This is a genomic window from Desulfitobacterium sp. LBE (assembly GCF_007830365.1).
Taxonomy (GTDB): Bacteria; Bacillota; Desulfitobacteriia; order Desulfitobacteriales; family Desulfitobacteriaceae; genus Desulfitobacterium; species Desulfitobacterium hafniense.
Map to the genome: position 1 here is coordinate 2,717,459 of NZ_VLKD01000001.1, position 18,851 is coordinate 2,736,309.

Below are 18,851 nucleotides of genomic sequence, written 5' to 3' on the forward strand. Positions count from 1 at the left end.
TAAATGTTAGCGTTCAGTGAACAACGGCCTTTTCCATTGACCGAATCTGAAACATTTTAATCCCATTTTGACTTGTGAGATGTGCATGCATTTTATAGATTCTGCCGCCTGGTTATGTTATTATCAACGTGATAAAATTCCCAAATAACTTGTTCAATATGAAAGGGGTTAGCACTTGTCTGATCGCAACCAAGGGTATCTTCTTATTATTTTATCGGCTGTTTTTTATTCTACTCTGGGCATCCTTGGAAAGTATATTTATAATACCGGCATAGAGATGAGTTTGGTCATAGTGCTTCGCCTCTTTGCCACTGTCATTTTGTTGGGCCTTTTTCTTTTAATCACCCGCAAAGAGCCTTTACTGACGTTTTCCCGGGTGGTACTTTTTCAGGGGATATTTTTTATAGCTACCGCCATCACTTTCTTTCTGGCGGTTAAATACTTATCGGCTGGTCTGGCAACTGTTATTCTGTTCGCGCACCCGGCACTGGTAGCCGTCCTGGCTGTTATCTTTTACCACGAAGAGATCGGTGCTGCACAGATCGTTGGGCTGATTCTGGCACTGCTTGGTCTATTTTTTATTTCCGGGCTGTATATTGAAAGCAGCACGGCTTTATCTCCTCTGGGACTTATTCTGTCGGTTTTGTCAGCTGTTGCCTACGGCATTTATGCTCTATTGGGGCAGAGAGTAGTAAAAACAGATGGGATTTGGACCATTACCTTCACGATTTCCTTAATGGGTCTGGTGATTTCGGCCCTTATTTTTCCGCATAATCTTCCTGCCTTACTTTCCATCACACCGTATCAGTTATTCTTAGGCTTCGCCATGGCCTTCCTGGGTACAATCCTGCCAGTGGTTCTCTTTCTAAAAGGAGTGCAGAAAATCGGTTCATCGGTTGGTACCCTGATCAGCATAATCGAAATTCCCTTTGCATTGATTTTGGCCTATCTGCTGCTGGGTGAAGTTCTGACCCCAATGCAAGTAGTAGGAACCCTTCTGATTCTCATTGCCACCACTATGGCCGTCGCCGTCAAGAACCAGAAGGAAAACAATGAACGAAATTAATACTCTAAATGATATTCCTTAAGCTTCTTATAAAGCGTTGATTTACCCAGCCCCAGAATATTTGCCGCATTGGCGATATTCTGATTGGTTTGTTCCAGGGCATTTTTGATGGCTGTGATTTCCATTTCCCTTAAAGACATCACTGAACTGAACAGCCTTGAATTCTCAGGAGTTATGGGGTTCGTAATATCGTCGGGCAAGTCTTCGGCCCCGATCACATCACCTTGAGTTAAGCTCACTGCATATACCATGGAATTTTCCAGCTGCCGCACATTTCCCGGCCAGGCATATTCTTTAATTACTTTTTGAGCTGCTTTGCTCAGCACCGGCATTTTTCGCCCGACTTTTTGACTTGTGCCCTTTATGAAAAACTGAGCAAGGCTAATAATGTCATCCGGGCGCTTTCTTAAGGGAGGAATCTGTAGTTTAAATACTGCCAAGCGGTAATACAGATCCTCTCTGAATGTTTTTTCCTGAACCATGATATTCAGATTTTTATTGCTGGCTGAGATAACCCTGAAGCTAACTGGTATATATTTTTTGCCTCCCACCCTCATCACTTTCTTCTCTTCCAGAACCCGCAGCAAAACAGGCTGAATCTCCAAGGGCATATCTCCGATTTCATCTAAAAAGAGGGTGCCTTCATTAGCCAGTTCAATCAGACCGGGACGGCCTTTTCGTTCCGCACCGGTAAAAGCCCCGCCCTCATAACCGAATAGTTCGCTTTCAATGAGGTTTCGCGGCATAGCGGAACAGTTAATTGAAATAAAAGGGCCTTCGGGGCATGAGGCATTATGAATCGCCTGAGCAAATAACTCTTTCCCAGTCCCGCTTTCTCCATGAATCAGGACATTGGCATAAAGCTTCGAATACTGCCTGGCAATTCCTACAGTTTTCAGGAACAGCGGATCCTTTCCCTGGATATCTTCAAAAAAATATGTTGCACTGGCTCCTCGCCAATCGTTGACGAGTTTCTTAAGATTTTCGATCCTGGAGAGATGAATAACAATACCATTTAGCTTGTCATTGATATTGCATGTGTCTTGGGGAACAATAGGGTAAATAGACATTACATATTGCTTTTCCGTTTCTCCATTATCTATGATAATTTCATGATTGCTGACAGCTTTACCGTCTTTAAGTATTCCCGTAATTTTATCGTTTTGCAGATACTTTGTGAAGTGTTCCCCTAAAGTCTCTTCCTGGGTGATACCAAGTATCCTGCAGCCCTCATTATTAATATGGGCAGTCATTCCGCGCTTATCCAAGGTTATTAATCCCCCTTCGACGACGGCTAGAGTCGCCTCTAAGGTGCCATTGCTCAAACTTAGCTCTTCATTGGCCTGCTTTAACTTAAGCTGGTTTTCAATAGCATAGGCCATAGATGTGATCCAGCCCAGCGAATGAGCTTGCATATTATAGATATCTTTCTCGGCAAACAACTGATATATGGTAAGCGTTCCAATCAGATCACCATACTGATCAAAAATCGGTGTCGATGATACAATATTCTCATCTAAATGAATGCAATAGTTGTAGGGACCAATGAATTGGACAGGCTTGCGAAGGATAGCACATAAGGTGTGGGCGTTGGTTCCTGTTACATCTTCACTAACGATAGTTCCAAACTCCTCTTCGGGAACCTTTTCCTTATCTCCTTCAATGAACAGGATAACTCCGCGTTCATCAGTCAACAGCATGGTATAACCCGAAGCAGATAACAGGCTTAAGTATTTCTTCATTAAAGGAACTGCCGTTTGGATCAACATCTCTTTTCTTTCCGCCAAAACTATCTTTTCTTTCGGTGACAATTGATGGGCTTGAACTGACTTATAAGGGTCCACACCATAATTTTTCGATCGTATCCAAGATTCAGCGACTTCAATAGGGACGTAAGGCGATTTTCTAGGATCTTCGTTTTGTTCTAAATATCTTAGTTTAGCCTCTTTAACCTTTCCCCAGATACTAAAGTCCACCTGGGCATCTTCGTTTAATCCAAGCTTTAAAGGCAGGGCTTCGATGGGAAGTTCTACATTGATGTCCATAGCATCATCACCTCTTGCATTATTGAAGATTTGGGCTGTCAAGAACAGTTATGCCTGGGATTCATTAGTTAATACGGTCACCTTGTTAAGTATAACACTAACTGCTATTCTTCAATATATTTAAGCCTAAATTTTCGCCTGCAGACTTATGCTTTCTGATATGCCAACAAATCCGCTTGACAGCCTGTGCAGCTCTCAAGCGGATTTTGGATTATGTCGCGCTTAAAATAATTCTCACTACCTGCACCGATTTTTTCATAGTATCAGTGGGCGAAGGGCTGAGCTAATGCGGCAGTGGTCCGGATATTTTTCCGGCGCCGCTTCATCAGATACCAAAAGTTTACTGCTCCGATGATCCCTATCAAGGAAAAAAGTATCATGGCGGGAACGGCTGCCAGCCAATTGCCACCATACCTTTCGACAATAGCACCTAAAACCACCGTACCGACAAAGGCCCCCAAATGATCCCCCGCCGTGGCTATTCCCAGAGCAACTCCCAAAGTTTGAGGGCTGCGTGCTGCGTCAGGAGCAACGGCAAAAACCACCGGTGGAATCATTTGCAAAACAATGCCATTGACTAAAACAAAAGGTATGACCTGCCATTCGGCATTCAGACAGAACGACAGGGAGAAAAAAATACCGGTAATGACCGTGACAATGACCAGCAGACGGTTGAGATTCTTAATATAGGATAATATGGCCGTCATAAAAAAAACTCCGGCCACCATGCCAAAGGTCATAAGGCTGGTTTTTATATTGGCAGCCGCCAGATCCATGCCCAGATGCTCTACGCAAAAGGTGGGGGCAAAGGTGGAATAGGCTGCACAGCCCAGTCCGAATATAGTAAAAACGAGTGTAAGCATCCAGATCTCCGGGGACTTGATCTCCAGAGAAATGGCCCGCCACTCCTTGCTTAAGCTGACTGATGCCTTCCCCATCCCGGCATCCTCAGGGTCATCCACAAAGATCTTAAACAGTACCAGCATCACCGCAAAGAGAATTGTCGTAAAAGCCCAGACACCCCGCCAGGTAAAATACTCCATAATGATATTAGACACGTTAAAAATAATCAATATGCCGCAAGGTGCCCACATGGTCCATAAAGCCATGGGCCGCCCTCTCTTTTCACCAGGAAACCATTCGGCAATAATCGTCGGCGCCAGTACTGTAATCAAGCCGAATCCCACTCCTTCCAAGAGACGGCCCACAAGCAGGAGTTCAATCCCCTTGGCAAAAAACCCCACCAGGTTGCCCAGGAACGTGCAGCCCAGAGCAAACATTCCCAGCTTTTTGGGGCGGAACTTAACCGTCAGAATTCCACCAAATAATGCACATACTATGGCAGTAATGGCCACCACAGACATTAGGAGACCACCCATGGTCAAACCCACTCCCATATCCTCCATAACAGCAGTCATGGTCGGGGGAACTTTGAACTGACCCATGGCAAAGGTAACTCCGGTCAGAATCACAAACATTGCAACCACCCATGGATTCTTCTTCATACTGCACCTCATCCCTTTCAGGCCCATCGGGCGTCTCACCGGAAGGACCCACCCAAGTCAGGAAAAGCAGGAAAGCCTTTCTGTGGGCTGCAATCTGCAGGCCACAGAAAGGTACTTGTGTAATTATCAGCTTATTTTTCTATGGTTTGCATTTCTTTCAGTCCGTATGGTGCAACATCATACTTCTTCTTCATGATGGGAATCAAAAGCCCCGCTGCAATGGTAGCAAGGACACAACAGATTCCTATGGGGATCGCCAGGGCTCCCCAGGAGCCGAAAATGTCAACAAACCGCCCGCAGATGATATTGGTCAAGATACCGCCAAGGCTCTGTCCAAACATAATAACCCCCATGGCGATAGGCAGCATGGCCGGAGTTGCTGCAGCTTCCGGAGCAAGATTCAGGAGAATCGGAGGGATACTCTGACAGATGATACCGTAGAGCATCATAAAGGGAATAACCATTCCCACAGCGGGCATATTGAACTGAACTACCGACACAAGGGTAAAGATAATCCAGACTCCCAGGTAGAGGGTACTGTGTTTTTTATTGGGAATCCTGGTGAGCACAAAGCCGGTTAGAATACCGCCGATGATCATGGTGATATTGGCTATACTGCTCACACTATTGGCAGCTGCAGGATTCATCCCCAAACTGTCCTGGAGATACATGGGATAAAAAGCAGCGTAAGAACCGTTGGCGATAGCAAAGGCGAAGAACCCGACAGCAAGGCACCAGGGGCCGGGAGTCATGAGAACCTTGCCCAAAGACTCTTTGGGTTTATCCATGTCTTCCATAGCCGCCTGCTCGGCAGCCTTGTCTCCTTCAGGCAGTTTTACCGTCAAGGCAAAGATAATAAAGAAGACCACAGACAGAACCGCAACCAGCCACCAGTTTCCTCTCCATCCATAGTTCGGTGTTACATAGTTGGAAGCATTGAGAATGAACATGGAGCCGAAAGAGACCCAAAGAGTCCAGATTCCCATGGGTAATCCACGCTTCTCCGGAGGGAACAAGGCGCTGATAATCGGAGGAGCTGCCATGCCCATCAGGCCAAAGCCAACCCCTTCTATAAAGCGGGTAGCTAAAAGCATACCATAGCTGGCAGTTAACGCGCCGGCCACATTGCCTGCGAAAATAATTCCCAAAGCTATGAGAACCACTCGCCGGGGACCGATCTTCTGCATGATCCCGCTGCCGGGGATGGAAATGATCGTTGCCGCGATTCCGTTGGCAGACATGAGCATGCCTGCGGCGGTCATGCTGATACCTAAGTCTCCTACTATAAACATCATGGTTCCAGCGACTTTGAAGAGACCTGCAGCAAAAATAACCGTAGTTAGAATCGTAATGATAGCCATAAACCAAGCCTTTATTTTAGACATTATTAATCCCTCTCTTTCCCTTTATTTGAGGATTAAGTCTATTTTTTCAGGGGAATATCGCCAATATTGTAACTTTCTTTGAGAGCAATCCTATCCTTAGTCACAGTCTGGTAGCCTTCTGCTTCCACCTTAAGGCTATAGGTTCCAGCTTCTACCTTACGGAACCAAAAGTCCCCGAAGGCATCACTATGAGTTTCCCTGGTCAAACCGTCGGTGCCGGTTAAGATCAGCTTAGCTCCTTCGATAACCTCATCCTGTTCCGGGTCCCAGACTTCCCCGCCGATAAACAGTTTAGGTAAATTGAGATAATAGACTCTGGGGTGGGTTCCCCATTCGGGCTCCATAGTTTCTGACTGCGCAATCTCCTCGGCAAAGTCTTCTTCATCGCCAAACTGCAGAGCTCCTGTAGCACAAAAGTCCACACAGCGGGGGAGTTGGCCTTCCTCCACCAAATGAGCGCAACCTGTACATTTTTGAGCAACATTTAAAGCATCGTTCCAATAAACAGCTCCGTAAGGGCAGACCTCCACTAAGTCTTTTTGGCCTTCCCCTTTGACCGGATCGAGAATGACCAATCCATCTTCTCTTTTATAGAAAGCCTCACTTTTCTTTATACAGGGCGCATCATCACAATGCATACAGGGATAGGGCGTATACTCCAGCTTCACCTTGGGAACCTGGCCGTGAGTTTTTTCCTTCAACTTCATCCAAAAATGGCCCGTATCCGGCTGCGGTTGGGCATAGGGCATCCAGTCATTATCCACATGCTCATCTTTACAAGCCACCTGACAGCCATAGCAGCCGTTGCATTTGGCCACATCCACGACAAATACTTTCATCTTAACTCCTCCTTACAGCTTGACGTAGTTTTCAATGCTGACTCCGATGCCTTGATCATACTTGCGGCTGAAGACTTCAGGATATTGCCTGGCCAAAGCAAAGACATCAACTTTCTCTATTCCAACCAGAAAACCGCTGGTGCATTCCCCAGGAGCATTCTTGGAGGTTGTCTCAGTAGGACAAATCAGGTTATTCACACCACCCCGATCACTGATTCCCGGCTCGATGGGGTCAAGTCTTGCGCCATGGTCCTGCAAGACGACTTCCGGCATGATCCGCTCGGTTACATAGACGCCACCCAAAGTCCAGCCGCGGTCATTAAAGACCTTTACCACATCACCGCTCTTGACTCCCAGCTTTTCTGCATCCTTGGGGTTAATCCAAACAGGCTCATACTGGTAGCCATCGGGTCCAACCACTTTACAGGTTTCGATTTCCCTAAACCAGGTCACATCATCCATATTGGCATGAACACGCCAGCGGGGATGGTTGGAAACAATGAGATAAGGATATTTTTCGCTGCGGGGGTGGAGCCGGCTTTCCTGATGTCTGTCTCCAAAAGGAATAAATTTCGGATAGGGTCCGCGCTCATCGTCGTCCGGAAAATTATTGGCCAGTTCTTCAGAATAAATCTCCAATTTGCCGGTGGGGGTATTCAAGGCATATTCTTCCGGGTCGTTGTAGAAGTTTTCAAAGCCGCGGGTACCCTCCTCCCAGTTCTCGGCGGTTGGTGTGATGATATAGCCTTTTTCCTTAAACTCCTCAAAAGACATAAGATGCTGAACATTGGAGTTCTCAAAGCCAAAGCGGATCCATTCCTCTTCGGTTTTCCCTTCCACATAGGCATCGTAAACGCCCAGTTTCCTGGCCACTTCGCCAACGGCTTCCCAATCGGACTTGGATTCCCCCAGAGGTTCAATCGCTTTATCCTCCATATATAAGGTGCAGAAGTTACCGCCCACATTATCAACACCGATATCATTTTCTTCATACTTAGTATTAATAGGCAGGATCAGGTCGGCATAGAGGCAGTCATTTTCCAACCAGGGATGTTGGGCAACCACGGTCTGAATCTTTTCACTGCGCAAAGCCTCGATCATAGAGTTGCCGCCGTTCCAGCAGGTGGTCCAGCAGGGTGTATCCGTCCAGATCATATGCAGTTCTTTAGCCCCGGGTATGGGGTATTGGTATTCAATGAACTGATCCCAGCGCGGCCAGCCGGCTAAAGTGAAGCCTTGCCATTTCAGAGGATTCTCATCTGTGTAGTCCCCTAAGATGGCTTTGGGAATTAAGGTTTTGGGAATAAAGGAAGCAGGCTGAACAAAGTTAAAACCACGATAAGCGGGATCGAGTGTGGGAACAATCTCCGAACGGGGGGCGGGCATTTGAGAATCCATACCATAGAAGTTCCATTCAATAAACTTGACAATATTACGGCCCCTTTCCCCTAAGCCCTGCATGGCCATCAGGCAAACTTCCAGGCGGGCCGGTTCATGAGAATAAGTGGAGCGAATCAGTGAACCGCCGTTGCAGTGAGCAATGGAAGCTTTGGTTTTTGCCCATTGACGGGCTAAAGCCTTAATCGTACGGGCCGGAACGCCGCAGATAGGTTCAGCCCATTTGGGAGTCTTCGGTGTTTTATCCTCGTCTTCTCCCAGGATGTATTTTTTGAGGTATTCAAAGCCTACGGCATGGGTCTCGATATATTCCTTATTCCAGGTGTCCTCTACAAGCCAGGTATACATAATAGCCAGATGCAGAGCGGCATCCGTATTGGGGAAGACAGGAATCCACTTATCATTATGGGCGGCACAGCCGTAATTCACATCCGGGCAGATATAGATCTGTTTGACACCGATATCACTGAGCCAGTTGCAATATCTGCTGGGGAGCTGGCCGCCCCAGCCCCAGGGAGTGGTTTCCATATCGCATCCCCAGAAAACCAGCATATCCGTGTTTTCCGCAATATCCAAAAGCAGATTGCCCATGTCGGCCTGACCCACGGGATCCTGACCCCAAACATGTTTGGCTCCCCAATACCATCCTTCCCAGCTGTCAGGTTGCCGAGCTTGCATGGTGAATCCGCCCAGTTGATTGAACAAGCGGGTATTGCAGCCGTGAGCAGCATGGACGACCTTTGTCTCACCATGACCATCGCATTGTAGCAAGACGGATTCCAGACCGTATTCTTTCTCAATCCGGCGGATTTCTGAAGCGATGATATCGGTTGCTTCATCCCAACTGATACGAACGAATTTGCTTTTTCCCCTGTTTTGCGGATTTCTTTCCCCATTGGGATCCCAATCTTCTCTTTTTAAAGGGTAAAGAATGCGGTTCGGGGATGTGATCCTTTTCTTATAGCCGATGGCAAAAGGCGGAATTTCCGATTTTGTGCTGGCTTTGAATTCACCGCCCCGGGCTTTGATCGTCCAGGGGCGGAATTGTTCCAGGTCATAAGCTTTGTCATAGCGGGCAGGACGAGTACGAACCACCTTGCCGTCTTTCACGTCAATTTCCGCAAGATTCGCGCCTACGCCAAAAGAACAAAGACCTGTTCCCTTGTATACTGTTTTGACATCTTTGTTTAACATTGAATTTCCTCCTTGCTTTTCTTATCCTTGTGCAGAATGATCTCCGGAATCTTCCGTAGTCAGATCGGTTTTGCATTTCGTACAGACTTTCATGGTTGATGCACACAAAGCTCCGCAATTCGGACATTTCTTTGGGGCATTCACCACAGTATCCTTGGTTTGCTTATAGGGTAATGCAAACTCTTTCTTAGGCATGACTTCACCTCCCAGGGTACCTTCCACTGCTTGGCCCGCTCTACTTTTCTGCATCTTTGCTTTCCTTTTTTTCTTCAGTTTCTAACGCCTCTTGACACTTTTTGCATCGTTTAAGATTGGCAGGATTCAATGTTCCGCAAGAGGGACATTTTATGGGCTTGTTTACTGTAGGGGGTCTAAAACACATACTCGTACCTCCTCCTTTTTCTTAACTGACCTCAAGACATAAATCTGCTAAATGAAATGCCTCACCCATTGGGAATAAGTTATCTTTCACATTTGTGTGGTTTGAACATAGATTTGAACTGCCGCCTCACCTCCTCCACTTTGGGAATCTTTTCTACTGAAGAACTTATTCTGAAGCAACCTCCATCCCGATAATGCTCTTTACCCCTCACGCTTTTAATGCAAATATCATGCCAATTTTTAAACGGCTGATTTATCCACTTTTTTTGAGATCTATATAAATAAACCTGTCTCCTATGGAAACTCTGTCTATAAAATAGAAAATCCATGCTCCATGACTTACCGTTGATTGGCACTCATCCACTCCATCCGTCTCCTGAAATATTAAAAAGCACGACAATGGCTCAACCATTTCGTGCTTTTTAATATTTTCCAATACAACGCCATTTAAGGCCTTTCATAACAATAAGCCCCAGATGGCAACGGCCTATCCGTCTTTTATCTTCTACCAGTGCCGCCTGCGACATGGCCGGCTGGTTCAGCGGGCGGACACATCCCTTAAACTGCCTTTTTTCGCAACTATCGCTTCAGTCAGAACAAAGACAGCCATGAGCAAACTGGCGATCATCGCTACTAAAAAAGAATCTCTGCCGATCTGAAGCCCAAAGAGCTTCCTGACTCCGTCATAAACATAGGGCTGAACAAAGCCGCCAATATTCATGGCGCTGACGCCGATGGAAATGGCTAAGGCTACTAAAGGAGGTGGGACCGTGACAGAAAGCTTTACCCAGTAAGAAGGCACCAGGACCCCCATAGCCAGACCGATGAGCGTCGTTGCCACAAAAAACTGGGCAAGGGTATAAGAGGTGTAGCCTATACCAAAGCCAACTCCGAAGAGGAGGAAAAGCAAGGTAAAGGTATAATCCTTTAACACTCTCATGACCTTCCCAGCGAAGAAACCTCCGATGAGACCACCGACGGTCATAAGGGTTAGGGCTACGCCAATAGAGGAAGCATCGGCAATCTTTTCCCCATCGAGCATCACCGCCGCATTGTTGGTGAGAATAAATAAAATCATTTGAAAAGCAAACAAAGCGATGAAAGAAGGATAAACCTTACCAGGCATTTTTAACTTTTCACCTTGTGGAGCTGTTTTTCGTTGGGGTTCCGGAAGGGTAAAATGGACGGCCAGGAAGATGATAACTCCGAGCAGATAGGCGTAAAAAGCATGATTCCAGCCAAAGGAGCCAAGAAATCCCCCGGCCATCTGATACATAATACCGCCGATGCTGGTAAAAGCCGATTGGAATCCCATCATTGTCTGTCTCTCGTGTCCGTCAAAGAAATCGGAGATCAAATCCGCTGCCATAGGCATCAGAAAACCAAGACCGACTCCCAACAGACAGCGCATAGCCAAAATCAGGGTAAAATGGGTCATGAAGGCCGGCAAAAATCCGCCCAGGACAAAACAAAGGGATGCAAAAGCTAAAAGAGCTTTCTTCGGAAAGTATTGGGTCAATTTTCCGTAAATCGGTGCAAAGAACACTATGAACAATGAGGGCAGACCGGAAATCAGCATGACTGTAGTGGGATCAATATCAGGAAAAGCTTTCATGATATCGGCTAATACTGGATTGGTGACCATCGCACCCATCCCCATAGCACTCACAGCGAGCACCCCAAATTTTAACTTACCTTTACTCATAATAGACCTCCTGCATTAGTGCTTGGAAACTATATTCTTTAGAGGTAAACTAAGGGTAACTCTGGTTTTCGAACGCTACCCTTTGCGCATAAATAGCCCTTCAATAATTCTCCTTCTTATTCTCTTCGACCTATGGAAGATTATCTGTTTTTTTGCAGATTAAACTGTGCATAGTGCATAGTATAACGGATTGAAATAGGAGGCATGGATATGAAAACCTCTTCTCTTCATGAACAGACCTCATTATCTACAAGGTTATTGAAGACATTGTGTTCGGACTCATCTCTTCAATCTCTTGTCGCTATCGGTTATGAACTGCTTCAGAACCCCTTTTCCATTATGGACTTGCGTGCCAATGTCCTGGCTATAACGGGGGAATCCCCCGTAGAGGATGATCCTGTATGGAATGAGACCGTCCATACTGAAGGCAACTCTCTTCAAACCTTTTCTTACTATGTGGACAATAAACTGATCGAAAAAATTGCTGAAAGTGATTATCCTTTTTTCTGGGCAGATGCCTACTCTAAATATCCCCGCATCATAGGGAAAATTATGATTGATGGCAAGCATATCGCTCACATCATTATCTGCGCCCACCAGAGGGATTTTAAGGAAGGAGATCTGGATGTGGCCTCCCTGCTGTGCCAAGCGGTATCCATAGAACTGCAAAAAAACAAATACGTCATCTATTCCCGGGAGCTATCCCACGAAGCCTTTCTCTACGATTTACTGGAAGGAACACCCAAAAACTTAAAACATATGGATGAACAGCTGAAACAACTCAGCTCGACGCTGAAAGGCATTCTCTGTGTTATAACCATTGACATCAGCAATTGGGACAGGACCACCTCCACCCTTCCTTATCTGAAGGATGAATTGGAGCTGCATTTAAGCCAAGCTAAAGGAGTTATTCATAACCGTAAAATTGTTCTGATTGCCAGCTTTGAGAATGCGAAACATTTCTTTGCAACAGAGCTGGAGGGGTTAAGGCAATTTATCTTGGCTTATAACCTGGAAGCAGGCATCAGCCGTCCTTTTTACATTCTTAAAGAGCTGCGTTACTTTTATCTGGAATCCATAGAGGCTCTTAAAATAGGCAAGCTTATCCATACCGACCGCTCTATTTTCCAATACGAGGATTATGTCATTTTTCACCTGATTATTAATTTTACGAGGGATAATGAGGATCTCTACAGTCTCTATAAACTCATCCACCCCGGCATCATAAAGCTTCTGGATTACGATAAACAAAATAAAAGCGAGTATGCCTACAGCCTTTATACCTATATTTTCAATTTCAAAAATACCACCTCTTCAGCGGCCTCGCTGAATATTCATCGCAATTCTTTTTTTAACCGTATGGAAAAAATCGAAAAGCTGACAAATATGGATTTGAATCATAGTGACACCTTGCATTATCTTTACTTTTCCTTTAAAATTCTGGAGCTGCTGAACATCTCAATGCCCCGAATATAGTCTCCGTCGAATCCTTCACGTAAACATGTTGCTGAGAAATGAGCTTTACACCTATGTCTGAGTGTTTGTATACTAGACTCAGTGTAGCTTTATTCAGTGCAGCGTTGCATTGCATTCGTAACAAAGAGTTATGCTATAGCAATCAGACCTGATAAGGAGGACTTGTAATGATTAGAAAAACTATTGATGAAACAGTCCATAACGCTCGGGGCGGTGAAGGAAGTGTGGTATTCTCCCACATCCTGACTAAAGAAGAACTGATGGGACACGCCAATGTCTACGCCAAAGTCACGGTAAAACCCCATAGCAGCATCGGCTATCACCAGCATGTCGGCAACACTGAACCCTATTACATTCTTTCCGGAAAAGGAATCTTCACTGATAGCGACGGAACACGCAGTGAAGTCGGCCCTGGAGATGTATGCGTTATCAAAGTAGGGGAAAGCCACGGCTTGCAAAATAATACTGATGAGGATCTCGTTATGATGGCACTCATCATCAATGAAGGTTAAAAGTGAAAAATGGGGACAGGTACCGTGATTCAAATTAAGTTGAATCATGGTACCTGTCTCCTCTTTTTACCCTCTTTATTTCAATAAATCTTTATGGTCAAGGTGCCTCCCTCTACCCATGTCCGCAGGACAAGGGGTTCCTTGGTAGTGTTTTTGAATTTAAAATCCAGTACCGCATAGAATACGGTGGCATCTTGCCCTGGAGGCACATAACCAACCGGCAGGGAATGATGATGCCTTTCCACGATTTCTAAGTGGGCCTGATTGGCGGCATTGAAGAGGGTGGATGAAACCTGGCATATGCCCCCGCCAATACCTGGTATGAAACGATTCCCTTCAATAACCACAGCTTCCTTATACCCTGCTGCCATGGTCCTCTCCCCCACTGTCTCGTTGAAGGAGAAGATTTCACCCGGTGCTAAGCGGGCACCATCGATGGCTTCGGCAGCCAAACGAATATTTTCCGTACGGTTCACTTCATTGACGTTAAAGCGGGTGGAAAATTCGGCCAGGGGCAGGGGTTCACTCACTTTAAGATTCAATTTGACGGGCTTTTCATATCCCTCTACCCTTCCTTCCAGTACCTTTACTCCCATAGTCTGAGTATTGATGATGAGCTCATCCCATCGGACGGGTAAACTCACTATATCGCTATTATAAAGATGTGCTGGAACCGTTGCCGGTAAGAAATATTCTTTTCCTTGTGCCACTGTGGCTTCAATCTCAGGTATTGCGTGAATGTCCAGGGCTCTCACCGACCCTGAGAGCAAGCTTGCGGCGCTTTTTAAGATCTCATCAGGTACTGCACCTTCGCCTCCAAAAGTAACAAGGTCCGGCTTGATCTCGTGTAGAGAGAGGGTTTCCAGGTACTGAGCTGCGGCTTTGGGCAGGGTAGGGGTTGAAGGATCGATAAAGACAATGGGAGCTCCCTTTTGAGCGGCTACCACACTGCCCGATAAGGCATCCGCAAAATTATAGCCTGTGGTAAGGTATAAAGCCGGCGGATTGGGAGCAAAGGTCTTCGCTATAACCATGTTAGTATCAAAACGGGATAACCCTGTTAACCGCTCCACATGGACCTGCGGCAGTAGTTGATGAATCTCAGAGATAATATGGTCGGAAATGGCCCCTGTTCCCCCTGTGATATAGATCTTTTCCGGTCTCTCTTTCAGAAGGAATTCCCTGAGCTCAGGAGACAGCCCAACCGGAGGAGATAATAAAATGGGCCAGCCTTGATTGGCCGCAAAGCTGGAGATGCTTAAGGCATCGGCATACTGTTCCCCGGAAGATATGACTACTGTAGAGTAAGTAATTTCCTTGAGAGCGGCGGCGATTTGATAAGAGGTGTCATATCTATCCTCACCGGCAATTCGAACTACCTTAGAAAATCCAAGATCGATGAATTCTCTCTCAAACTCACTGGCGATAGTACCTTCTCCGCCTATGATATATATAGTTCCTTGGGGGTCTAGGTTCTGTGCAACATAGTCGAAAGCATCCTGAGAGGTCTCGACTTTAGTATCCACTAAAATTATCGGGGCCTTCATTTCATGGGCCAGCACACTGGCCGATAAGGCATCGGCATAACCGTTTCCAGTGGCGATCACCACATTTTTTACTTTTTCCGGAGAACTTCCCGGAGGATCATCGGAGCTGTTTTCAGGGCTATTGGCCAGGATTATTTGTTCACGATAATACTCAGAGATGATCTTGGCTGTCTCATATCGAGTCTCCCCATAGAGCCTGTATTGATTTATTTGAAGATTTGCCGTCAATTCAGGAAAATCTCCTGCCTGAGGATCTGGCGAGGCAATGACTGGAGTATTCATCGAGATACAATAGGAAAGGATAACTGCAGCAGCAATTTTTTTGCTCTTCTTCATGGACCCCACTCCTTCAGTATGCATCCCGAATATTATCTCATAGTGAAGAAGTGAAGCCTGTCGAAGAGGGTATTCTGTGCTCAGACTTATTTGCTTACATTCTGTCTTAAATTCCCTAATGAGCACCTTTGACAGAGATTTATAGCTCAGCCTGGGATCGCCCAAGCCTTTTACTGCCTTTTCATATATCTGCATCCTATGCCCGACTATCTGTACTAATTTCACGATAGTTTTAAGTATTTTTTATTCTCATTCCTGAAACTGTTTACATTTTTCTATAACAGTGATATCATAATACTATCGCATTAATATCAATCCAATTTTACTCTTAAAGGGAGGCTATCCATTATGAAAGAAAAAAAAGCCTGGGTACTCAATGGTTATCTTGCTGTGGTTGTCGTTTTGGCTTCGCTCATCGGCGGCACAGCCCTGCTCATTCAAACACAGTTTACCCTGGGAATCGCCCTTATCCTCATAGGAGTGGTTCTGTCCAGCGGTATCGTTGTCATCCAGCCCAATAAATCCTATGTGATTACCTTTTTCGGCAGCTATATCGGGACCATACGTGAACCTGGTCTTTGGCTCACCATTCCCCTTTCCACACGTAAATCTGTTTCCTTACGGGTCCGCAATTTCAACAGCAAGACTTTAAAGGTCAATGATGTAGAAGGAAACCCTATCGAAATCGCCGCCGTGATCGTCTTCCGTGTTGTGGATACCGCCAAAGCAATCTTTGACGTGGATAGATACGAGCAATTCGTAGAGATCCAAAGCGAAACTGCTCTCCGTCATGTGACCAGCCGTTACCCCTATGACAACTTCGAAAAGGACGGCTATTCTTTGCGGGGTCATTCCGAAGAAGTGGCCAGAGAACTCTCTCTGGAACTTCAGGAACGCCTCAAAGTGGCTGGGGTAGAAGTTATGGAAGCCCGCCTGACCCATTTAGCTTATTCGACTGAAATCGCCGGTGCCATGCTCCAGCGTCAACAGGCCAATGCCATTCTGGATGCCCGTCAAATTATCGTTGAAGGTGCCATGGGTATGGTCCAGATGGCTGTGGAACGCCTGGAAACGAATAATGTCGTCCAGCTTGATGAGGAGCGCAAAGCCGCCATGATCAATAATCTGCTGGTGGCCATCGTCTCTGACCGCTCCGCTCAGCCTGTCATTAATACAGGTACCCTCTACTAATTTAGAATAATCCTGACAGGTGTTGATGAGTATGTCCAAGAAACAATTCGCTTTAAGGTTAGATCCCAAACTATATACGGCTCTGGAAAAATGGGCAGCCGATGAGTTTCGAAGCGTCAACTCTCATATTGAGTTCCTGCTTCGAGAAGCTACCCGCAAGTCGGGACGCCTTAATAAGGGCGGGGAAACACCTGGTGAAGGAGGAGATTATATAGATGTTAACCCTCATGGAAGAAGTTCTTCTCATTTCTCTGAATGAAGAAAAGGGTAACTTCTCTTTTACGGCCAGCACCTTCATCGATTACTGTCTTACCGGTGCCATCCTTATGGAGTTAGAGCATCTCCAGCGGATCCGGGTGAGTAACAAGACTGTGGAAGTCCTCGATGCCAGACCCCTTAATAACCAGCGTCTGGAACTCGCCCTTCATCAGATGGATTCCAGCGAACGACATCGTCCCCCCGAACATTGGGTTGCCAAGCTTCGCAGCACCCTCAAGGGCTTACGAAAAAGTCTTCTGGAGGAGATGGCGGATAAGGCTCTCTTGCGGGAGGAAGAGCAGCAGGGCTTTCTCTTCTTTACTTCCACCCGTTATCCTGTTCGGGATGAACGGGCAAGGAAAGATATATTGGATCGGATCCACCGGGTGCTTTTGCGGGGGGAAAACCCGGACCGCAAAACGGCTAAGCTCATCGGCTTGCTCTACGCCAGTGGAATTCTCCCCTACCTGGTGGATAAGGGAGAGCGGAAAGAGGCCAAAAAAAGCGCTAAAGACATTACTAAAGATGATATCCTGGCTAATGCCGTGAAAAAAGCCGTTCAGTCTACCTCCACCAATCCTGCCTTCTACTAAGTCCGATGAAATCATGGATGAATCATGGGGAATCATGGGGACAGGTCCCTTGATTCACACCTCCCTATGAGCAATCAATAATCGAGTTGAAATCGGTTTTCCTCAGCAAATAAGTCAGGGGGCGTTCACCACACATGAACGCCCCCTGGCTTATTTGCTTATTAACTTTGCACCCAAGTTGCCCCAATTTCCTGCAGGGCGATCTTCTCCATTTTCCCCGCCATGGCCTGATTAAAACGCTGAATGGGTTCCTCCATGGGCTCCTGGGAAAGTTTAAAGGTCCCCCAGTGCATGGGCAGAATTTTTTTCGCTCCCATTTCCTCGGCCATCTGAATGGCTTGCTCCGGAGTGGCATGACGGGCTTCGAAGGATTTAGGCGAATAGGCGGCAATACCCATGATTGCCAACTCAATCTCCACTTCCCGCAATTGTTGCTGGAATTTTTCCGTATAGCCCGTATCGGCACCTATGAAAAGATTGACACCATTTTTGGAAAGAAGGATGGAGTTAGCTTCCATCTCCTTGTTCCAAGGAAGGCGTGCTCCCCAATGCTCCCCCTCTATGGCTTTGACCTTAAGTCCCCCCGGATATTCTTTTTCGTCACCCCAATGCATCTCATCGATAGTTTTATAATTCAGCCCCTCCCAAAGGGAGCGGGTTCCCTTGGCTGTAACAACTGCAGTATCCGGTGATTGCATGCTCCTAAGGCTGGGGTAGTCAAAATGATCTGTGTGGGCATGGGAGCAAATGACCAGATCTACCTTGCCTGCCTGTTCTGCCGTTAAGGGGCAGGCCACATAGCGCTTCATACCGATAGTATAATTGCCTAAAGGAGTCAAACCGATCCTTTCGTAAAAAGCTGGATCGATGAGAATTTTTGTGCCATAAAAGTTTATTAAAAAGCCGGCATGGCCTAGCCAAGCCACTGTCAGCTCTTCATTCTTCCACTTGGCCGGCGTGGGAATCTGGGTTGGCTTCTTCATTTTTTCGGTATTGTCGGTATCATTGTTATATCCTACATGGGAGGCCAAAGCTAACCCTCCTACTGCTGCAATTCCCAAGGTAATGAATTTCCTGCGGCTAATGCCAGTCTTTGATGTTTCCATTATGCTCTACCTCAAAAACTTTACTAAGGGAATTATACAATAGGTTTAACGTTGTAACAAATATCTAGCCAGGAGGAATATAAGACTATCTCTTAGATAAACTAATCATTAATTAAACACCGAGGAGGGTGATCATGAACTTCGCAGATAAATTTAACGAGGACAAGAAGAAGGCAGAAGAAAACCAAAAGCATCAGGGAAAAGGCAATCCTGGCCACAAGTTGCCTAATAAACAGCATAGCACCAATAAATGAGTTCTTGATTCCATGAAAAGGGAGCACATCGCCATGATGTGCTCCCTTTATACTTCCTTA

At 46.1% G+C, this 18,851-nt stretch carries 16 protein-coding genes; 7 read left to right on the top strand and 9 right to left on the bottom strand.

What is annotated here, in order from left to right; all coding sequences use genetic code 11:
* Positions 1-175 precede the first annotated feature (175 nt).
* Positions 176-1,066 (top strand): DMT family transporter, encoded by an 891-nt coding sequence (locus DESLBE_RS12940; RefSeq protein WP_011459315.1) that lies wholly within the window; start codon positions 176-178, stop codon positions 1,064-1,066.
* Here the strand turns inward: DESLBE_RS12940 and DESLBE_RS12945 are convergent.
* From DESLBE_RS12945 to DESLBE_RS12980, 7 genes are all read right to left on the bottom strand, one after another.
* On the bottom strand, positions 1,063-3,111 hold the full coding sequence (locus DESLBE_RS12945; RefSeq protein ID WP_035213438.1) for a sigma 54-interacting transcriptional regulator: 2,049 nt from the start codon (positions 3,109-3,111) through the stop codon (positions 1,063-1,065). The two genes, DESLBE_RS12940 and DESLBE_RS12945, sit on opposite strands and share 4 nt — an antisense overlap.
* Positions 3,112-3,374: 263 nt before the next feature.
* Positions 3,375-4,616 carry an MFS transporter gene (locus tag DESLBE_RS12950; protein ID WP_144677146.1) on the bottom strand — a complete coding sequence of 414 codons (1,242 nt, stop codon included), beginning with the start codon at positions 4,614-4,616 and terminating at the stop codon, positions 3,375-3,377.
* 131 nt (positions 4,617-4,747) lie between these two features.
* Complete coding sequence (locus tag DESLBE_RS12955) at positions 4,748-6,001, bottom strand: MFS transporter (protein ID WP_011459312.1); 1,254 nt, start codon at positions 5,999-6,001, stop codon at positions 4,748-4,750.
* A 38-nt stretch (positions 6,002-6,039) separates the two neighbouring features.
* Positions 6,040-6,840, bottom strand: coding sequence for a 4Fe-4S dicluster domain-containing protein (locus DESLBE_RS12960; protein ID WP_005808634.1), 801 nt, complete (start codon positions 6,838-6,840; stop codon positions 6,040-6,042).
* A gap of 12 nt (positions 6,841-6,852) precedes the next feature.
* Positions 6,853-9,432 carry a molybdopterin-dependent oxidoreductase gene (locus tag DESLBE_RS12965; RefSeq protein WP_005808635.1) on the bottom strand — a complete coding sequence of 860 codons (2,580 nt, stop codon included), beginning with the start codon at positions 9,430-9,432 and terminating at the stop codon, positions 6,853-6,855.
* A 21-nt stretch (positions 9,433-9,453) separates the two neighbouring features.
* On the bottom strand, positions 9,454-9,681 hold the full coding sequence (locus DESLBE_RS12970; RefSeq protein ID WP_005808637.1) for a hypothetical protein: 228 nt from the start codon (positions 9,679-9,681) through the stop codon (positions 9,454-9,456).
* Positions 9,682-10,351: 670 nt separating this feature from the next.
* Entirely contained in the window at positions 10,352-11,518 is a 1,167-nt protein-coding gene (locus tag DESLBE_RS12980) for an MFS transporter (RefSeq protein ID WP_011459310.1), read from the bottom strand.
* 204 nt (positions 11,519-11,722) lie between these two features.
* On the opposite strand from DESLBE_RS12980, the gene DESLBE_RS12985 reads away from it, so the two are divergent.
* Together DESLBE_RS12985 and DESLBE_RS12990 are read left to right on the top strand one after the other, a co-directional pair.
* Positions 11,723-12,994 carry a helix-turn-helix domain-containing protein gene (locus DESLBE_RS12985; RefSeq protein WP_011459309.1) on the top strand — a complete coding sequence of 424 codons (1,272 nt, stop codon included), beginning with the start codon at positions 11,723-11,725 and terminating at the stop codon, positions 12,992-12,994.
* 167 nt (positions 12,995-13,161) lie between these two features.
* Positions 13,162-13,506 carry a cupin domain-containing protein gene (locus tag DESLBE_RS12990; protein ID WP_015943036.1) on the top strand — a complete coding sequence of 115 codons (345 nt, stop codon included), beginning with the start codon at positions 13,162-13,164 and terminating at the stop codon, positions 13,504-13,506.
* 80 nt (positions 13,507-13,586) lie between these two features.
* On the opposite strand, the gene DESLBE_RS12995 is transcribed toward DESLBE_RS12990, so the two are convergent.
* Complete coding sequence (locus tag DESLBE_RS12995) at positions 13,587-15,584, bottom strand: cell wall-binding repeat-containing protein (RefSeq protein WP_011459307.1); 1,998 nt, start codon at positions 15,582-15,584, stop codon at positions 13,587-13,589.
* Between the two features lie 153 nt (positions 15,585-15,737).
* Here DESLBE_RS12995 and DESLBE_RS13000 point away from each other — a divergent pair, with 153 nt between their 5' ends.
* Genes DESLBE_RS13000 through DESLBE_RS13010 form a run of 3 tightly spaced genes read left to right on the top strand, consistent with a single transcriptional unit; the run spans position 15,738 to position 17,431 of the window.
* Complete coding sequence (locus DESLBE_RS13000; RefSeq protein WP_011459306.1) at positions 15,738-16,580, top strand: SPFH domain-containing protein; 843 nt, start codon at positions 15,738-15,740, stop codon at positions 16,578-16,580.
* A 25-nt stretch (positions 16,581-16,605) separates the two neighbouring features.
* Complete coding sequence (locus DESLBE_RS13005; RefSeq protein ID WP_015943033.1) at positions 16,606-16,839, top strand: hypothetical protein; 234 nt, start codon at positions 16,606-16,608, stop codon at positions 16,837-16,839.
* Positions 16,796-17,431 (top strand): GPP34 family phosphoprotein, encoded by a 636-nt coding sequence (locus DESLBE_RS13010; RefSeq protein ID WP_144677148.1) that lies wholly within the window; start codon positions 16,796-16,798, stop codon positions 17,429-17,431. Before DESLBE_RS13005 ends, DESLBE_RS13010 begins: the two co-directional genes overlap by 44 nt.
* A 161-nt stretch (positions 17,432-17,592) precedes the next feature.
* Here DESLBE_RS13010 and DESLBE_RS13015 read toward each other — a convergent pair whose 3' ends face one another.
* Positions 17,593-18,537, bottom strand: a complete 945-nt coding sequence (locus DESLBE_RS13015; protein ID WP_144677150.1) for an MBL fold metallo-hydrolase — start codon at positions 18,535-18,537, stop codon at positions 17,593-17,595.
* 134 nt (positions 18,538-18,671) lie between these two features.
* On the opposite strand from DESLBE_RS13015, the gene DESLBE_RS13020 reads away from it, so the two are divergent.
* Entirely contained in the window at positions 18,672-18,791 is a 120-nt protein-coding gene (locus DESLBE_RS13020) for a DUF4023 family protein (RefSeq protein WP_005808661.1), read from the top strand.
* The last annotated feature ends 60 nt before the right edge of the window (positions 18,792-18,851 follow it).

What these genes read in the sequence shown, in the direction of transcription:
- DESLBE_RS12945 (WP_035213438.1), bottom strand. Translation starts at nt 3,111, where the DNA reads ATGGACATCAATGTAGAACTTCCCATCGAAGCCCTGCCTTTAAAGCTT.
- DESLBE_RS12950 (WP_144677146.1), bottom strand. Translation starts at nt 4,616, where the DNA reads ATGAAGAAGAATCCATGGGTGGTTGCAATGTTTGTGATTCTGACCGGA.
- DESLBE_RS12955 (WP_011459312.1), bottom strand. Translation starts at nt 6,001, where the DNA reads ATGTCTAAAATAAAGGCTTGGTTTATGGCTATCATTACGATTCTAACT.
- DESLBE_RS12960 (WP_005808634.1), bottom strand. Translation starts at nt 6,840, where the DNA reads ATGAAAGTATTTGTCGTGGATGTGGCCAAATGCAACGGCTGCTATGGC.
- DESLBE_RS12965 (WP_005808635.1), bottom strand. Translation starts at nt 9,432, where the DNA reads ATGTTAAACAAAGATGTCAAAACAGTATACAAGGGAACAGGTCTTTGT.
- DESLBE_RS12970 (WP_005808637.1), bottom strand. Translation starts at nt 9,681, where the DNA reads ATGCAGAAAAGTAGAGCGGGCCAAGCAGTGGAAGGTACCCTGGGAGGT.
- DESLBE_RS12980 (WP_011459310.1), bottom strand. Translation starts at nt 11,518, where the DNA reads ATGAGTAAAGGTAAGTTAAAATTTGGGGTGCTCGCTGTGAGTGCTATG.
- DESLBE_RS12985 (WP_011459309.1), top strand. Translation starts at nt 11,723, where the DNA reads ATGGATATGAAAACCTCTTCTCTTCATGAACAGACCTCATTATCTACA.
- DESLBE_RS12990 (WP_015943036.1), top strand. Translation starts at nt 13,162, where the DNA reads ATGATTAGAAAAACTATTGATGAAACAGTCCATAACGCTCGGGGCGGT.
- DESLBE_RS12995 (WP_011459307.1), bottom strand. Translation starts at nt 15,584, where the DNA reads ATGCAGATATATGAAAAGGCAGTAAAAGGCTTGGGCGATCCCAGGCTG.
- DESLBE_RS13000 (WP_011459306.1), top strand. Translation starts at nt 15,738, where the DNA reads ATGAAAGAAAAAAAAGCCTGGGTACTCAATGGTTATCTTGCTGTGGTT.
- DESLBE_RS13005 (WP_015943033.1), top strand. Translation starts at nt 16,606, where the DNA reads ATGAGTATGTCCAAGAAACAATTCGCTTTAAGGTTAGATCCCAAACTA.
- DESLBE_RS13010 (WP_144677148.1), top strand. Translation starts at nt 16,796, where the DNA reads ATGTTAACCCTCATGGAAGAAGTTCTTCTCATTTCTCTGAATGAAGAA.
- DESLBE_RS13015 (WP_144677150.1), bottom strand. Translation starts at nt 18,537, where the DNA reads ATGGAAACATCAAAGACTGGCATTAGCCGCAGGAAATTCATTACCTTG.
- DESLBE_RS13020 (WP_005808661.1), top strand. Translation starts at nt 18,672, where the DNA reads ATGAACTTCGCAGATAAATTTAACGAGGACAAGAAGAAGGCAGAAGAA.